This is a genomic window from Mesorhizobium sp. M0633 (genome assembly GCF_040320645.1).
Lineage (GTDB): Bacteria > Pseudomonadota > Alphaproteobacteria > Rhizobiales > Rhizobiaceae > Mesorhizobium.
This window is the reverse complement of sequence record NZ_JAMYQC010000009.1, coordinates 115051-131533: the sequence shown is the minus strand read 5'-3', so window position 1 is coordinate 131533 and position 16483 is coordinate 115051. Positions and strand designations below refer to the sequence as shown.

14 protein-coding genes are annotated in these 16483 nt (G+C 63.2%); 11 read left to right on the top strand and 3 right to left on the bottom strand.

Translation table 11 applies throughout. The annotated features are described in order from the left end of the window. Positions 1-37: 37 nt before the first annotated feature. Both NKI47_RS12320 and NKI47_RS12315 read right to left on the bottom strand, forming a co-directional pair. Positions 38-1306, bottom strand: a complete 1269-nt coding sequence (locus NKI47_RS12320; protein WP_023676030.1) for an ABC transporter substrate-binding protein — start codon at positions 1304-1306, stop codon at positions 38-40. 36 nt (positions 1307-1342) lie between these two features. Beyond that, positions 1343-2386 (bottom strand): LacI family DNA-binding transcriptional regulator, encoded by a 1044-nt coding sequence (locus tag NKI47_RS12315; protein WP_023676029.1) that lies wholly within the window; start codon positions 2384-2386, stop codon positions 1343-1345. Between the two features lie 227 nt (positions 2387-2613). On the opposite strand from NKI47_RS12315, the gene NKI47_RS12310 reads away from it, so the two are divergent. The 10 genes from NKI47_RS12310 (at position 2614) to NKI47_RS12265 (ending at position 14350) form a co-directional block, all read left to right on the top strand. Continuing rightward, on the top strand, positions 2614-3588 hold the full coding sequence (locus NKI47_RS12310; RefSeq protein ID WP_352455242.1) for a sugar-binding transcriptional regulator: 975 nt from the start codon (positions 2614-2616) through the stop codon (positions 3586-3588). Between the two features lie 44 nt (positions 3589-3632). Continuing rightward, positions 3633-5078 (top strand): ABC transporter substrate-binding protein, encoded by a 1446-nt coding sequence (locus NKI47_RS12305; protein WP_352455241.1) that lies wholly within the window; start codon positions 3633-3635, stop codon positions 5076-5078. 152 nt (positions 5079-5230) lie between these two features. Further along, entirely contained in the window at positions 5231-6154 is a 924-nt protein-coding gene (locus NKI47_RS12300; protein ID WP_352452414.1) for a carbohydrate ABC transporter permease, read from the top strand. A gap of 9 nt (positions 6155-6163) precedes the next feature. Continuing rightward, a complete protein-coding gene (locus NKI47_RS12295) occupies positions 6164-7021 on the top strand; it encodes a carbohydrate ABC transporter permease (protein ID WP_023676025.1) in 858 nt (285 codons plus the stop codon). Between the two features lie 4 nt (positions 7022-7025). Continuing rightward, positions 7026-8144, top strand: a complete 1119-nt coding sequence (locus NKI47_RS12290) for an ABC transporter ATP-binding protein (protein WP_023676024.1) — start codon at positions 7026-7028, stop codon at positions 8142-8144. Next, positions 8141-9265, top strand: a complete 1125-nt coding sequence (locus tag NKI47_RS12285; protein WP_352455240.1) for an ABC transporter ATP-binding protein — start codon at positions 8141-8143, stop codon at positions 9263-9265. Before NKI47_RS12290 ends, NKI47_RS12285 begins: the two co-directional genes overlap by 4 nt. Next, on the top strand, positions 9265-10827 hold the full coding sequence (locus tag NKI47_RS12280) for an FGGY-family carbohydrate kinase (protein WP_352590274.1): 1563 nt from the start codon (positions 9265-9267) through the stop codon (positions 10825-10827). The genes NKI47_RS12285 and NKI47_RS12280 overlap by 1 nt, the downstream gene beginning before the upstream one ends. Before the next feature lie 7 nt (positions 10828-10834). Then, entirely contained in the window at positions 10835-11875 is a 1041-nt protein-coding gene (locus NKI47_RS12275; RefSeq protein ID WP_352569340.1) for a 2-hydroxyacid dehydrogenase, read from the top strand. 19 nt (positions 11876-11894) lie between these two features. After that, positions 11895-13412, top strand: coding sequence for a glycerol-3-phosphate dehydrogenase (locus tag NKI47_RS12270; RefSeq protein ID WP_352569341.1), 1518 nt, complete (start codon positions 11895-11897; stop codon positions 13410-13412). Next, a complete protein-coding gene (locus NKI47_RS12265; RefSeq protein ID WP_352569446.1) occupies positions 13412-14350 on the top strand; it encodes a sugar phosphate isomerase/epimerase family protein in 939 nt (312 codons plus the stop codon). The genes NKI47_RS12270 and NKI47_RS12265 overlap by 1 nt, the downstream gene beginning before the upstream one ends. Before the next feature lie 47 nt (positions 14351-14397). Here the strand turns inward: NKI47_RS12265 and fba are convergent, their stop codons facing one another. Continuing rightward, on the bottom strand, positions 14398-15462 hold the full coding sequence (fba, locus tag NKI47_RS12260) for a class II fructose-bisphosphate aldolase (protein WP_352569342.1): 1065 nt from the start codon (positions 15460-15462) through the stop codon (positions 14398-14400). Positions 15463-15717: 255 nt separating this feature from the next. Between fba and NKI47_RS12255 the strand changes: the two genes are divergently transcribed. Further along, complete coding sequence (locus tag NKI47_RS12255) at positions 15718-16482, top strand: DeoR/GlpR family DNA-binding transcription regulator (RefSeq protein WP_352569343.1); 765 nt, start codon at positions 15718-15720, stop codon at positions 16480-16482. Position 16483 lies beyond the last annotated feature (1 nt).

Here is a 16483-nt window from a genome sequence, read left to right as displayed (position 1 = left end):
CCCGGCGCGCTGGAAATCCGGACGCCCGGGAGGATTCTTAATCGACCGGGCAGGCGCCTTGCGAGGGCTTGTCGGGCGCCCAGCATGGCGCCTTCGCCTGGTCGATGATCGCCTTCAGCGCCGTCGCCTGTTCGTCGAGCACGCCGTGCACATCGTCGCCGCCGAGCACGATGCGCTCGAAGCTGTCGGTGTAGACCTGGTTGAACTTGCCGCCGAGGCCGCCAAGTCCCATCGGCAGCAGCGCCGGCAACGCATCGGGAGCTCCGGTCATGGTGGCGATCACTGGGCTGAAGGCCTTCACCGAGGCCGGCATGTCGTCGGGCAGCTTGACGTCGACGATGGGGAAGAAGTTTGTCGCCTTCACCGTCGCGATCTGGGTTTCCGGTTTCAGCATATAGGCGACCAGCGCCTTGGCCTTGTCCATGTCAGGCGAGGTCTTCGGGATAGCGACACCGGCCACCACCGGCATGTAGCCGCGGCCTGCCGGGCCAGCCGGCGCCGGGAAGGCGACAAACTCGTCGGGTTTCTGGTTGAAGGCGTCGGCGAGGCGCGCCACGTGATCGAATGCCACCCAGACTTCGCCGGTCAGCAGCGGCTCCTGCATGAAGGCATAGTTGGTCGAATTCGGGTTGGTGTATTGCCACAATTCCTTGAACTTATTCCACGCCGTCTCGGCCTCCGCCGAGCGGAATTTCGTCACCATCGAGCCGGTATACGATGGAAGGAGAAAACCCTCGAAGAAACGGTGCTTCAGCCCTTTCGGGCCGGCCGGAAAACCGAATTTGGGCGAACCGGTCTTTTCAGCGATGTTTTTCGCCCACTTGATCAGTTGGTCATAAGTGATGGTGTTGAGATCGGTGCCGGCCGGCAGATATTGCAGCGCCTGTTTGTTGGCCGCCATCAGAAAGGTGGCCTGCATCCATGGCAGGTACTTCTGCTCGCCGGTGCCGAGCATGCCGAGCTTCTTGTAGGTCTCGTTGACCTTGACGCCACCGAGATCGACGCCAGAGAGATCGACAAGGTTCGCGCCGACGGTGGAGAAGTCTCCGTGCAGGCCGCCGAGCACGCCTATGGTGCCGGAGCCGGCCTGCAGTTCGGCCTGAAGGCGGGTGAGCCAGGGCCCGTCCTCGGCGACCTGATAGTCGACCTGGCCGTCAAACCCCTTCAGCACTTCGCTGCGCATCTTCTGTGTCTCTTCCACTGGTCGCGCCTGTGTCGACCAGAACAACACCTGCTGGGCTTGTGCTGCGCCGGCAGCAAGCGACAACGCCAGCACCGCACCTGCCAATGTCCTCAACGCATTCATCGTCGTCTTCCTCCCTGGTTGTGCGCCGCTAAGGCGTCAGTTCCGTCCTGTGGGTGCCGGGCCATGGCTTGCCCGCGAGACAAGTGTCGGCCGGACCAGCCGCGTCAGTGGCGAGTCCGGCCTGTCGCCGATGACGGTCAGCAGCATCTCGCCGATCTCGCGCGCGCACCGGCGGATCGAGGCGTCGAAAGTGGTCAGCCCCGGCGGCGCATAGGCGGAGGCGGCTATGTTGTCGAAGCCGATCACCGAAAGGTCGCGAGGAATGGCAAGTCCGGCGCGCCCCGCCTCTTCCATCACAGTCAGCGCCAGCTCGTCGAACAGCGCGACAATCGCCGTCGGCCGCTCGGTGGCGTGCAGAAGCCGGTTGATTGCCTGGATGCGGGCACCGCGATCGAAACGCGGCGCCGTCGCCACATCGAGCCTGACGGACGGATCGCCCCGGCGGGCGATCGCGGCGGCGAGCCCGTCCTGTCTGAGATGGCGAAATGTCATCGGCTCGGAAATCGTCACCAGGCCGAAATGGCGGTGTCCGAGATCGTAGAGCATGTCGAAGGCCTCGCCGAATGCGTGCGCGCCATCGGTATCGAGCCAATGGTAGGCAAAGTCGCCGTCGAGCAGCCGGCCATGCGCGACGAACGGGAAATTGCGGTGACGCAGATAGGCAAGCCGCTCGTCGACCTCGGCGATGCGGGTGACGACGACCCCATCGGCGCGTCCGGATTCGACGACATGGCGAAGCACGGAAAGTTCCGACTGGCCCTGCGCCGCTGCGGCCAGGATCAGGTCGGAGCCGTGCGAAACCAACCCTTCGCCGAGCCCGGTGACGAATTCGCCGAGGAAGGAATCGACCAGATTGGGGCCGCGGATCGGAAGCACCATGCCGACAAAGCCGCTGCGGCCGGAGACCAGCGTGCGGGCTGCGGTGTTCGGCACATAGCCGGCCTGATGCGCAGCCTCGGTGACACGTTGGCGCGTTTTCAAGGCGATCTGCTCGTGGCCGGCAAGGGCGCGCGAAACGGTCGTGATCGACAGGCCGAGCTGCGCAGCAAGTTCCTTGAGGGTCGTAACGCGGGCCGGCATCGTTCCTCCCGAACGAAGTTTGAAACGTTTGTAATCAGTTCAAGCGAAATTGCAAACGTTTTAAATGGCGCGCGGTCGGTGTTGTTTCTTGCCCGTTGGTTAGCGCGGCCCTATTCGGCCCCGGCCGGCAAGCTCCTGGCCGGAGATTTAAACGCAGCGGTTGCTTGACTCGGGCGACGCCTTGTGAAAAATTTTGCAGCAACTGATAAAAATATCAAAGGGCGGAAATGGTTGGTTTTGGCAACGGCCTGCTGCGCGACGATGAGACCGGAATGGCAGCCCGTGCCGCCTGGCTTCACTATGCCGGCGGCCTGACCCAGTCGGAGGTCGCCAAACGGCTTGGCCTGACCAGTCTCAAGGCGCATCGCCTGATCACCAAGGCCAATCAGGAAGGCCTGGTCAAAGTCTACATCGACGGCGAAGTCTCAGAATGCGTGGAGCTTGAGGATGAGTTGTCCGGCCGGTACGGCCTCGACTACTGCGAGGTGGTTCCGGACTTCGATGCCGAAGACCTGCCGCTCAAGGCGCTCGGCATTGCTGGCGCGCAGTTTCTCAAGCGCGAGATCGAACGCGGCGAAGAGGCGCTGATCGGCGTCGGCCACGGCCGCACGCTTGCCGCCTGCGTGGAATATCTGCCGCGCATATCGGCCGGCAGGATCCGTTTCGTCTCGCTGCTTGGCGGCCTGACGCGCAAGTTCTCGGCCAATCCGCATGACGTCATCCACCGCGTCGCCGAGCGGACTGGTGCGGAGGCCTATGTGATGCCCGTACCGATGTTCGCCAACACGGTCGAGGATCGAACGGTGTTGCTCGGGCAGAAGGGCGTCAGCGATGTCTTCGACCTCGCCAAGACCGCCGACCTGCTCATTGCCGGCATCGGCACCGCCGAGCGTGAGGCCTCGCTTGTCGCCACCGGCATGATCGAGAAGGGCGAGATGGAGGAGATTCGCCGCAACGGCGGCGTCGGCGAACTGCTCGGCCATTTCTTCGACGATGCCGGAAAGGCCGTTGCGACGACCCTTTCCAACCGGGCGCTGGCACTGGCGCGCGAAGACATCAGCAACCGCAGGATTGTCGCCGTCGCCGGCGGCAAGGTGAAGGTTCGCGCCATCAAGTCAGTGCTGGAGGGCCGCTATCTCAAGGGCCTGATAACCGACGAGCGGACGGCGCGATCGCTCGTGGAACAGACGCCGGTCGGGTAGCCGGCAACCATTTCGTTGAAACTACCCTGTGGAGGAGAAGAGAAATGCATGAGAAAGAGAAAGACCTCATCGACGCATTCCTGCGTGGACAAGTCGACCGCCGTGGGCTGATCAAGGGCCTCGGTGCAATGGGCCTTGCCGCCAGCACCGCCGGCACACTGCTCAATTTCGGGCAGACCCGCGCCCTGGCGGCTGATTTCGACTGGCAGGCGCATAAGGGCAAAACCATCAAGCTGTTGCTCAACAAGCATCCTTACGCCGATGCGATGATCGCCAACCTCGACAATTTCAAGAAGCTGACCGGCATGGAAGTCGTCTATGACGTATTCCCGGAAGACGTCTATTTCGACAAGGTTACCGCCGCGCTGTCGGCCAGCTCGCCCGAATACGATGCCTTCATGACCGGCGCCTACATGACCTGGACCTACGGCCCGGCCGGCTGGATCACCGACCTCAACGAATGGATCAAGGATCCGGCCAAGACCAACCCGAAATATGCCTGGGACGACTTCCTGCCAGGCGTCAAGAACTCCTGCGCCTGGAACGGCCAGCCGGGCGGCGCGCTCGGTTCGGCGGACGCCAAGCAATGGTGCATTCCGTGGGGCTTCGAGCAGAACAACATCACCTACAACAAGGGCATGTTCGACAAGGTCGGCGTCAGCGTTCCCGGCAATATGGATGAGATGGTCGCTACGGCGGCGAAGCTCACCAAGGACGTCGGCGGTGGCGTCTACGGCATCGGCGTGCGCGGCTCGCGCTCCTGGGCAACGATCCACCCGGGCTTCCTGTCGGCCTACGCCAATTTCGACCAGAAGGACCTGAACGTCTCGGCTGACGGCAAGCTGTCGGCCGCGATGAGCACCGCCGAATCCAAGGCTTTCCACAAGCAGTGGGTCCAGATGATCCAGGAGAGCGGCCCGAAGGACTGGTCGACCTACACCTGGTATCAGGTCGGCACCGATCTCGGTGCAGGTGCTTCGGCGATGATTTACGACGCCGACATCCTTGGCTACTTCATGAATGGCGGCGACAACAAGATGGCCGGCAAGCTCGCCTTTTCGGCATTCAAGGCCAATCCTGCCGCCAAGGCGCCGACGCCCAATATTTGGATCTGGTCGCTGTCGATGTCCAACTTCTCCAAGGACAAGGACGCCACCTGGTACTTCATGCAATGGGCATCCGGACCCGAGCATGCATTGTTCGGTGCGACCAAGATGGACTTCGTCAATCCGGTTCGTCAGTCGGTCTGGAACGACGAGATGTTCCGCGAGAAGCTGAACAAGAGCTATCCGGGTTATGTCGAGATGTTCGACGTCTCGGCGCCAGGCGCCAGCATCAAGTTCACCCCGCAGCCGCTGTTCTTCGATCTCACCACCGAATGGGCGGCGACGCTGCAGAAGATGGTGGCCAAGGAAGTGCCGGTCGACGAGGGCCTCGACAAGCTGGCCGAGAGCATCAACAGCCAGCTCAAGGAAGCCGGGCTCGGCTAAGCCGCGGCCAAGGCTGACCCGTCCGCGGGCCAGCCTTTGAGATGTGATACGTTTGCGACGCGGTCCCGAAAGGTGCCGCCTGCTCGCCCGACCGGCCGCCTTGCTCCCTTGGGCGGCCGGGACGGCGAAGCAACAGGATGACGGAGCAGCCGATGACTGCGGCGACAATACAAAGAAACAGGCCGTCGGGCTTCAGGATCAGCAAGCGGGTGCTGCCCTATCTCCTCAGCCTGCCGGCTCTGCTGGTCTGCATCGGCATCCTGATCCCGTTCCTGACGTCGGTGGTCTATTCGTTCCAGCGCTACCGGTTGAGCCAACCCTGGGCGCGGCAGTTCAACTGGGGCGACAACTATATCTCCTTCTTCACCGACCCGAAGTTCTGGAACACGCTGGAGATCTCGCTGCTCTACGCCGGCATCACCGTTGTGCTTGAACTGCTTCTCGGTCTCGGCATCGCCATGCTGCTGCAAAAGCGCTCGACGCTGAACAACTTCATCTCGATCATGCTGCTGATGCCGCTGATGACGGCGCCGGCGCTCGCCGCGCTGATGTGGAAGCTGATGACCAATCCCGGTTTCGGCGTGCTCAGCTATCTCGCCAGCCTGATCGGGTTGCAGGATTTCCGCTGGGCCTCGTCTCCGTCGACGGCACTGCTCACCGTCGTTCTTGTCGACATCTGGGTCTACACGCCCTTTATCATGATCCTGCTGCTTGCCGGCCTGCGCAGCCTGCCGACGCAGCCCTTCGAGGCGGCAGCACTCGACGGCGTGCCACGCAGCTTCGTCTTCTTCCGCATCACACTGCCGATGCTGACCCCCTACATCTTGACGGCGACCTTGTTCCGCCTGCTCGATTCGATCCAGCAATTCGACATCATCTACGCTATGACCCAGGGCGGTCCGGGCGACACGCTGACCGTGTTCCAGGTCGAGGCCTATCTCAATTTCTTCCAGTCGACCAATGTCGGCCGCTCGGCGGCACTGATGATCATCCTGTGGGCGATCACCTATTTCCTCTCGAACATTTTCATCAAGAACTGGCTGCGGCTGCGCGAACGCGCCCGCGGCCAGGCATAGGAGGCTGGCGTGGAACACACCTCGCTTCTCGAACGCATCCTGCGCGGCATTGCCCTGGCGCTGGTCGTGATCTTCTTCATGTTCCCGATCGTCTGGATCCTGATGATGTCGTTCCAGACCAACGAGACAATCCTGCGGATTCCGCCGCAGCTTGTCTTCGAGCCGACGCTCGCCAACTACACTGCCTTGATCACCGGCAAGCTGATGACGGCGGCCGGCACGCTCGATATCGCCTTCATGCGCAACCTCTGGAATTCCGTCTTCCTGTCGGTCACCTCGGTTGCCGTCGCGTTGCTGCTCGGCGTTCCGGCGGCCTACGCCTTTGCGCGGCACAAATTCCGCGGCTCGGAGGACATTGCCTTTACGCTGCTGTCGTTCCGGTTTGCGCCGGCGCTGCTGGTGCTCCTGCCGCTCACCCTCTATTTCCAGAAGCTCGGGCTGGCCAACACCTATATCGGGCTGATCTGGGTCTATCAGCTGATCTGCCTGCCGTTGATCCTGTGGATCGTGCGCGGCTATTTCGAGGACATTCCCGCCGACATCGAATACGCCTACCGCATTGCCGGACATTCCTGGTTTGCCACCTTCCGCAAGATCGCGCTGCCGCTCGCCGGCCCAGGCATTGCCGCTGCCGGTCTGCTCGCCTTCATCTTTGCCTGGAACAATTTCGTTTTTGCGCTGGTGCTCGCCTCGGCCGACAAGCAGCCGGTGACGGTCGGCGCGCTCGCCTTCATCACCTCCTCGGGCATCCAGTACGGCCAGATCTCGGCGGCGATCGTGCTGTCGATCACGCCAACGCTGGCGCTCGCGCTCTATGCACAACGCTATCTCGTCGAAGGCCTGTCGCTTGGCGCGGTGAAAGGATAGTCCGATGGCAAGCCTCGAACTGCGAAACATCGTCAAGCGCTATAAAAGCCAGACTGTTCTCGACAATCTGTCGCTGACCGTCGCCGACGGCGAAACGCTGGTCCTGTTCGGGCCGTCCGGCGCCGGCAAGACCGTGCTGCTGCGGCTGGTGGCCGGCGTCATCGACCCCGACGAGGGAAAGATACTCATCGGCGGCGAGGACATGACCGATCTCGACGCCGAGTTCCGCGGCGTCGGCATGGCATTTCAGAACTTCGCGCTGTTCCCGCATATGACGGCGTTCGATAACATTGCGACGCCGCTGCAGGCGAAGCACTCATCGCAAGGCACGATAAAGACCGGCGTCGAGAGCGTCGCCAAGCTGTTGAAAATCGGCCATGTGCTCAGCCACAAGCCACGGGCGCTGTCCAACGGCCAGAAGCAACGCACCGCACTTGCCCGCGCCCTGGTCGGCTCGCCGCCGCTGCTGCTGCTCGATGATCCCTTGCGCAACGTCGATGCCAAATTGCGCTTCGAAATGCGGCTGGAATTGCCAAGACTGCTGGCGGATCGTGGCGCGACCGTCATCTACGTCACCCAGGACTACAAGGAAGCGATGGCGCTCGGCGACCGCATCGCGGTGATGTCGCAGGGCGTCGTCAAACAGCTCGGCACGCCCGAGCAGATCTACCGCGAGCCGGCCAACGTCGAGATCGCCCGGCTGTTCGGCGATCCGACCATCAACCTTCTGGACGTCAAGCCGGCGCGGGACGCCAAGGGCATCTATGTCGGCCTGTCCAACGTCCAGGTCCATCTTGCCGGCGCTCATGAGGCGGCGGTCGGCCGCGACTGCGTGATCGGTTTGCGGCCGGAGGCGCTGGCGTTTGTCGATGAACGCACGCCCGGCGCCATCCCGGTGACGGTCGAGGCCGAGACGCCGCTCAACGAGAAGATCGTCACGCTGGTGCGCACCGTGCGCGGCCGTGAAATCCTGGTTTCGCGTCCTTCCGGGACACCGGGCCAATCCGAGGGCAAGGTCTACATTGCCGTCGACAGTAAAAGCGCCCTTTTGTTCGATCGCACAAGCGGCGAGCGCATCGGCTCGAAAAACGTCGTCAATTTGCGCAGCGGAGAAGCGGCATGAGCCCGACCGCAATCACCATTTCGGGCGTCGACAAGTTCTACGGTCCGATCGACCGCGGCGTACACGCCGTCAAGAACCTGACGATGGAAATCGCCAAGGGCGAGATCGTGGCGCTGCTCGGCTCGTCCGGCTGCGGCAAGACCTCGACATTGCGCATGATCGCAGGCTTCGAAGAGGTCTCGCGCGGCACCATCGCGGTTGCCGGCCGCAAGGTGCACACGTTGCCGCCGGTCAGGCGCAACGTCGCAATGGCCTTCGAGGGCTATTCGCTCTACCCGCCGCTGACCGTGCGCGAGAACATGGCCTTCGCCCTCAAGGCGGCCAGGCTGGCGAAGAGTGCGGTCGATGCAAAGGTTGCCAACATCGCCAAGCTGCTCGAGATCGAGGACATTCTCGAGCGCTATCCGAGCTCGATCTCCGGCGGCCAGCAGCAGCGCGCCAGCCTCGGCCGGGCGCTGATCCGCGAGGCCGACCTGCATCTGCTGGACGAGCCGATGGGCCAGCTCGAGCCGCAGCTTCGCGCCGTGCTGCGCGGCCGCATCAAGCACTTCATCAAGGAGCGCGGCCTGACCGCGATTCTGGTCACCCACGACCAGACCGAGGCCAATGCGCTGGCCGACCGCATCGCCGTTATGGAGGGCGGCGTGCTGCAGCAGTTCGATACGCCTGACAGGCTCAAGGAGCGGCCGGCAAACCTGTTCACCGGCACCTTCGTCGGCGAGCCGCCGATGAATGTCTTCGAGGCCTATGTCGGCACGGCTGCCGGCAAGATCAGTCTCAAGCTGCCCGACGGGCTTTCGCTCGACTACGACAAGGATGCGTTCAGCGGCCCGGTTCGCGACGAATTGCTCAACCGCCAACGCGTCGTCATCGGCGTCAGGCCCTATGCCGTGCGCCGCTCGAAGGATGGCGTCCCGGCCATGGTTTCGGCCAATCAATGGCTTGGCGACCAGACCCATATTGCCGCCGATTTCGCCGGCGGTTCGCTGGTTCTGGTCGAACATGACCGGACGCGCCTGGAGCTCGGCGCACCGATCAAGATCAGCATCGATCCGAAAAACCTGCACGTCTTCGATCAGGCGAGCGGCGACGCCATTTCGCACGGCACGGAGCTTGCTTGATGCAGGATGTGCTGATCGGCATCGACGCCGGCACGTCTGTCATAAAATCCGTCGCCTTTGACACGGCGGGCAGGCAGATCGCGTCCGCCGCGCTGCCCAATAAATACGAGACACTGCCGGGCGGCGGTGCCGAGCAGGACCTGACACGCACCTGGGCCGATACCGCGACGACCTTGCGCGAGCTTGCCGACAAGGTGCCGGATCTCGCCAGCCGGACCATTGCCATCGCCGTGACCGGGCAGGGCGACGGTACCTGGCTGATCGACAAGGATGGCGAGCCGGTTGCCAAGGGCTGGCTGTGGCTCGACGCGCGCGCTGCCGCGGTCGTCGAGGAGATCCGCGCGCGGCCGGAGGACCGGCTGCGCTTCGAAAAGACCGGCAGCGGGCTCGCTGCCTGCCAGCAGGGATCGCAGTTCGTGTTCATGAAGCGCCACATGCCCGCGATGCTTGCCAATGCAGCGACGGCGTTCCACTGCAAGGACTGGCTCTATTTCAAGTTGACCGGCCACCGCGCCACCGACCCGTCCGAGGGCACCTTCACCTTCGGCGACTTCCGCACGCGCGGCTATTGCGATGATGTGCTCGAGGTACTCGGCGTCACCGATCTCCGGCATCTGTTGCCGCCCATCGTCGATGGCACCAGGCAAAGCACCTCGCTGTCGGTGGCAGCAGCCGATGCGACCGGCCTGCTCGCCGGCACACCGGTCGTTCTGGCCTATGTCGATGTCGCCTGCACGGCGCTTGGCGCCGGCCTGTTCGATCGCGAGCGCAAGCCGGGATGCTCGATCATCGGTTCCACCGGCATGCATATGCGGCTTGCCGAAACACCGGACGAGGTGCTGCTCAACGAGGCTGCAACCGGCTACACGATGACGATGCCGGCACCCGGCGTCTTTGCGCAGATGCAGTCGAACATGGCGGCAACGCTCAATATTGACTGGGTCCTTGGCCTCGCCTCCGGCATTCTCGCCTCGCAAGGGATTACGCGGACCAATGGCGAGATGATCGCGCTGGTCGACCAGTGGATATCGTCGTCTGAGCCAGGCTCGCTGCTCTACCAGCCCTATGTCTCGGAGGCCGGCGAGCGCGGGCCGTTCGTCGATGCCAATGCCAGGGCCGGCTTCATCGGCATTTCGTCCAGGCACGGCTATGCCGACATGGTCCGCGCGGTGTTCGAGGGGCTGGCTTTCGCGGCACGCGATTGCTACGCCGCCATGGGGCCACTGCCCAAGGAAATCCGCCTGACCGGCGGAGCGGCCAGGAGCCCGGCTCTGCGCAAGATCCTGGGTGCTGCGGTCGGCGCCGACATTCGCACCAGCGAGCGCGAGGAGGCCGGTGCTGCGGGCGCCGCAATGATTGCTGCGGTCTGCGTCGGCCAGTACGCATCGATGGACGATTGCGTCAGTGAATGGGTCACGCCTTTGCTCCGTGCGGCCGAGCCCAGCGACCGGAAACTTGCCGGTGCCTACGAGGCGATGGCCCCATCCTACACATTGGCGCATGAGGCGCTGCGGCCGGTCTGGCGTTCGATGGCCGCGTCCAGGCAAACCGACGTGAATTGAGAAGAGCATGCCCAAGAAAATTGCGATCATCGGCGACCGCTTCATGCTTCCGGAAGTGTTTCGCGAGAAAATCGAGGCGGCCTGCGGCGACAACCTCGACATCCGCAGCATTGAGACCGCTTGGCCCGACGAGCCGATGCAATTCGGCAATGCCGCGCTTGGTCTGGACAAGGTCAAGGAGTATTTCGGCGATCCCGACGAGGTGGTGGATTTCATCGGCGACGCCGAAATCTTCGTCACCCAGCTTGCGCCGCTCTCCGAAAGCATGATGCAGCGCCTGCCCACGCTCAAGCTGGTTGCGGTCTCGCGCGGCGGACCGATCAACATCGACATGGCCGCCGCCAAGGCCCACGGCATCACCGTGGTCAATGTGCCCGGCCGCAACGCCAGCGCCGTGGCCGAGTTCACCATCGGCGCCATTCTCGCTGAAACGCGGCTGATCCGCGTCGGTCACGAAGCCTTGCGCAAGGGCGAATGGCGCGGCGATCTCTACCGCGCCGATCGCACCGGCCGCGAGCTCAACGAAATGACCGTCGGCGTCATCGGCTACGGCAATATCGGCACCAGGCTGGTTCGCCTGCTGCGCGCCTTCGGCTGCCGCATCCTGGTTTGCGATCCCTATGTGCAATTGAGCGCCGAGGACCGCAATGCCGGCGTCGAACTGGTTGCGCTGGACGATCTGCTGTCGCGCTCCGATGTGGTCACGCTGCATTCCCGGGTCACCGAGGAGACGCGCGGCCTGATCGGCAAGAACGCCATCGCCCGGATGAAACCCGGCGTAATCTTCGTCAATACCGCGCGCGGACCGCTGGTCGACTACGATGCGCTCTACGAGGCGCTCGTCTCGGGGCAGATCGGCAGCGCTATGCTGGAGACGTTCGCCGTCGAGCCGGTGCCTGCCGACTGGCCGCTGTTGCAACTGCCGAACGTGACGCTGACGCCGCATATCGCCGGCGCGTCGGTACGCACCGTGACCTACGCGGCCGAGCAGGCGGCCGAGGAAGTGCGCCGCTTCATCGCCGGTCTGCCGCCGGTCAACCCATGCTGACGGTGGGGCCTAAGGTGAGATGAGCAGTGACAGCGAAATCGTCGATCTCTTCGTCATCGGCGGCGGTGTCAATGGCGCCGGCATTGCGCGCGATGCAGCAGGCCGGGGGCTGTCGGTCATCCTCTGCGAAAAAGACGACCTCGCCGAGGGCACCAGTTCGCGATCGGGAAAGCTCGTCCATGGCGGTTTGCGGTACCTCGAATATTACGAGTTCCGCCTGGTGCGCGAGGCGCTGATCGAGCGCGAGGTGCTGCTGGAATCGGCGCCGCACATCATCTGGCCGATGCGCTTCGTGCTGCCACACAGCCCCGATGACCGGCCGGCCTGGCTGGTCCGGCTCGGCCTGTTCCTCTACGACCATCTTGGCGGCCGCAAGCGGCTGCCGGCCACGCGTACGCTCGACCTGCGCACCGCGCCCGAAGGCGCGCCGATCAAGGACGCCTTCAAGCGCGGCTTCGAATATTCCGACTGTTGGGTCGACGACGCTCGCCTGGTCGTCATCGACGCGCTCGACGCCGCTGAGCGCGGAGCCAGGATATTCACCCGCACCGCCTGCATAGCCGCCCGTCGCGAAAACGGCCTGTGGTCGGTGGAGATGCGCGACGGTCGAACCGGCGTCAGGACCACAGTCCGGGCACGGGCGCTGATCAACGCCGCCGGACCCTGGGTCAACGACGTCATCAACCGCGTCGCCGGCCAGAATTCCAGGCGCAACGTGCGCCTGGTCAAGGGCAGCCACATCGTTGTGCCGAAATTCTGGGAAGGGCGGCAGGCCTATCTGGTCCAAAACAGCGACAAGCGCGTGATCTTCATCAATCCCTACCAGAACGATCTGGCGCTGATCGGTACCACCGACATTCCCTATGACGGGCGGCCGGAAGACGTGACCGCCGATGCGAGCGAGATCGATTACCTGATCAAGGCAGTCAATCGCTACTTCAAGCGCCAGCTCGCACGAAGCGATGTCGTCTACTCGTTTTCCGGCGTCAGGCCGCTCTATGACGACAATGCCGACAATCCGAGCGCGGTGACCCGCGATTACATATTCGAACTCGACGCACCGGCTGGGCAGGCGCCGCTGCTTTCGGTCTTCGGCGGCAAGATCACCACCTTCCGCAAATTGGCCGAGCACGCGCTCGACCGTATCGCCCCGTTCTTTCCGAAAATGGGCAAGCCGTGGACCTCGAAAGGGCACCTGCCGGGCGGCGATATCGCCAATGCCGATTTCGAGCAGTTTCTGGGCGACCTCGGCCATGAATTTCCCTGGATGCCGGCATCGCTGGTCAAGCATTACGGCAGGCTCTACGGCACAAGGACGCGCGATCTGGTCGGCGCGGCCACCTCGCTCGCCGAACTGGGCCGGCGCTTCGGCAAGGATTTTTTCGAGCGCGAAGCCAATTACCTGTTCGAGCATGAATGGGCCGAGACCGCCGCCGATGTCCTCGAACGGCGCACCAAGCACGGCCTGCATCTGTCCGCCGCGGAAAGAGAAGCCTTCGAGGACTGGTGCTCGAGCCGGCTGGCAAAGGCCGGCTGATGGCCTTTACGCTTTCGCTCAACACCAATCCGCTGGTCAACCGCTTTGCCGAGCCGGACGACCTGATCGATACGATCGCCTACGACATCGGCATCCGCGACGTGCAGCTCACGCATGAATTCGTCAATCCCGGCTGGCCGGCGGCGACGATCTCGAAATTCCTCCGCCTGTTTCGCACCGCGCTCAACCGCACCGGTGTGCGCGTGACCTCCGCGATGACCGGCCCTTACGGCCGGCTCAATCATTTCGGCCATCCCGATGCCGACGTGCGGCGCTACTACGTCGACTGGTTCAAGACCTTTTCAGAAGTTTCGGCCGAGCTCGGCGCCGCGGGCATGGGCACGCAATTCGCGATCTTCACCCACCGGGATTACGACAATCCTGAGCGTCGCGCGCGGCTTTTCGACATCGCGCTGGAATGCTGGCGCGAGGTCGCCGAGCATGCCAAAACAGCCGGCTTGACCTACCTGTTCTGGGAGCCGATGTCGGTCGGCCGCGAATTCGGCCATACGATCGAAAGCTGCCGGGCACTGCAGCGCGAGATCGAAGCGGCCGGCATGGCCGTCCCGCTCAAGATGATGGTCGACATCGACCATGGCGACGTGACCTCGAGCAATCCGGCGGACACCGACCCTTATGCCTGGGCCGAAGCCTTTCCCAGGCAATCGCCGATCATCCACGTCAAGCAGTCGTCGATGAACAAGGGCGGCCATTGGCCGTTCACTGCGACCTACAACAACGACGGCCGTATCACGCCGGAAAAGCTCCTTCAGACGGTGCGTCGCGGCGGCGGCGTCGACAACGAGATCTGCCTCGAATTGTCGTTCCGCGAGCGCGAGCCCGTCGACCACCAGGTCATCGCCATGATCCGCGAGTCGGTCGACTACTGGGCACCATTTATCGAGACCGGCAGGGCCGATCTCTTGCCGCGAGCATGATCGGATGAGCAGGAGCTGAGGCAGCTCCTGCTCAGAACCGGAATACGTCAGCCAAATTTCGGATCGAGGCTTCCGGACTTGTAGCGCTTGGCCATTTCCGACAGCGGCAGCGGCTTGATCTTCGGTGCGTTGCCGGCGGTGCCGAATTGCTCGAAGCGCTCCTTGCACAGCTTCCGCATCGCGGCCATTGCCGGTGTCAGATATTTGCGCGGATCGAATTCGCTCGGGTTCTCGGTCAGCACCTTGCGGATTGCGCCGGTCAGCGCCATGCGGTTGTCGGTATCGATATTGATCTTGCGCACCCCGTGCTTGATGCCGCGCTGGATCTCTTCGACCGGCACGCCCCATGTCGGCTTCATCTGGCCGCCATATTTGTTGATGATCTCCTGCAACTCCTCTGGCACCGAGGACGAGCCGTGCATGACGAGATGCATACTCGGCAGACGGCGGTGGATTTCCTCGATGACGTTCATGGCCAGTACAGCGCCGTCCGGCTTGCGGCTGAACTTGTAGGCGCCGTGGCTGGTGCCCATGGCGACGGCCAGCGCATCGACACGGGTGTCGCGCACGAATTGTTCGGCCTGCACCGGGTCGGTCAGCAGCTGGTCGTGGCTGATGACGCCCTCGACGCCATGGCCGTCTTCCTGCTCGCCGCCGCCCATCTCAAGCGATCCAAGGACGCCGATCTCGCCTTCCACCGCGACGCCGCCCCAATGCGCCATGTCGACGACGCGGCGGGTGATGCCGGAATTATAGGCGTAGTCGGCCGGCGTCTTGCCGTCTTCCTTCAGCGATCCGTCCATCATCACCGAAGTGAAGCCGTGCTGGATCGCGGTGACGCAAGTGGCTTCGTTGTTGCCATGGTCGAGATGCATGCAGACCGGGATATCGGGATGGATTTCGACCAGCGCGTCGATCAGCTTGGCTAGCACCACGTCGTTGGCGTAGGCTCGCGCGCCGCGGCTGGCCTGCAGGATAACCGGCGATTTGGTCTCCTCGGCTGCCTCCATGATGGCGAGGCCCTGTTCCATATTGTTCATGTTGAAGGCAGGCACGCCATAGCCGTATTCGGCGGCATGATCGAGCAATTGTCTCAGTGTGATGCGAGCCACTCAGTAGTCTCCCGTATCCGGTTTCGAGCCAGTGTTTGCGGGCCGTTCGGTTGTCGTCGAGCCCCTGATGCTTCTGGCCGGATTTCCGCGGCACCGCAACCGCTGGGCGCTCGGCCGGCAGCAATTCTTGTTACAGGACGCGACCAGAAGCGTCATGACATCCCATAGAGATATAACATTATCACAAAAAATTGGTGGCTTGTGCAACGTTTGCTGTTATATCTCGGAACCGGATTGCACGAGGAAGCCGCGGAAATGAAGAGCGACGGCCGTCGGCAAGGCATCATGGATTTTCTGATGGACATCGGCACCGCCAGTGTCGACGATCTTGCCTCACGCTTCGGCGTGTCAAAGATGACTGTCCACCGCGACCTCGACGAGCTCGAGGAAAGCGGCTTCCTGCGCAAGGTGCGCGGCGGCGCCTCGATCCAGCCGAGCAGCCTTTTCGAGAGCGATTTCCGCTACCGCCAGCGGCTGGCCGGCGACGAGAAGAAGCGCATCGCCGCCGCTGCCGTGACGATGATCGAACCGGGTCAGACGGTGATCATCGACGACGGCTCAACCGCGGGCGGCGTTGCTCGGCAGCTTGCCGATCTGCGTCCGCTGACGGTGATCTCGAACAATCTGGCTGTCATCCAGGATTTGGCGGGCGTTGCCGGCATCAACCTGATTGCGCTCGGCGGCCAATACAACAAGAAGTTTCACGGCTTCTTCGGCCTGCTCGCCGAGGACACGCTGAAATCATTGCGCGCCGATGTCGCGTTCATGTCGTCATCGGCCATCCATGGTGCCTCTGCCTTTCACCAGGATCAGGAAGTGGTCCAGACCAAACGGCTGATGATGGCCGCAGCAGCGCGCAAATATCTGCTAGTCGATCATGGGAAATTCGGCCGCACTGCCTTGCACTTCCTGACAGATCTCAAGGCCTTTGACACGGTCTTCACCGGCCGCGAGCCGCAGCCGCAGATGCGCGCCGCGCTGGATGGTGCCGGCGTTTCGCTGACAGTGATCGCAGAATAGG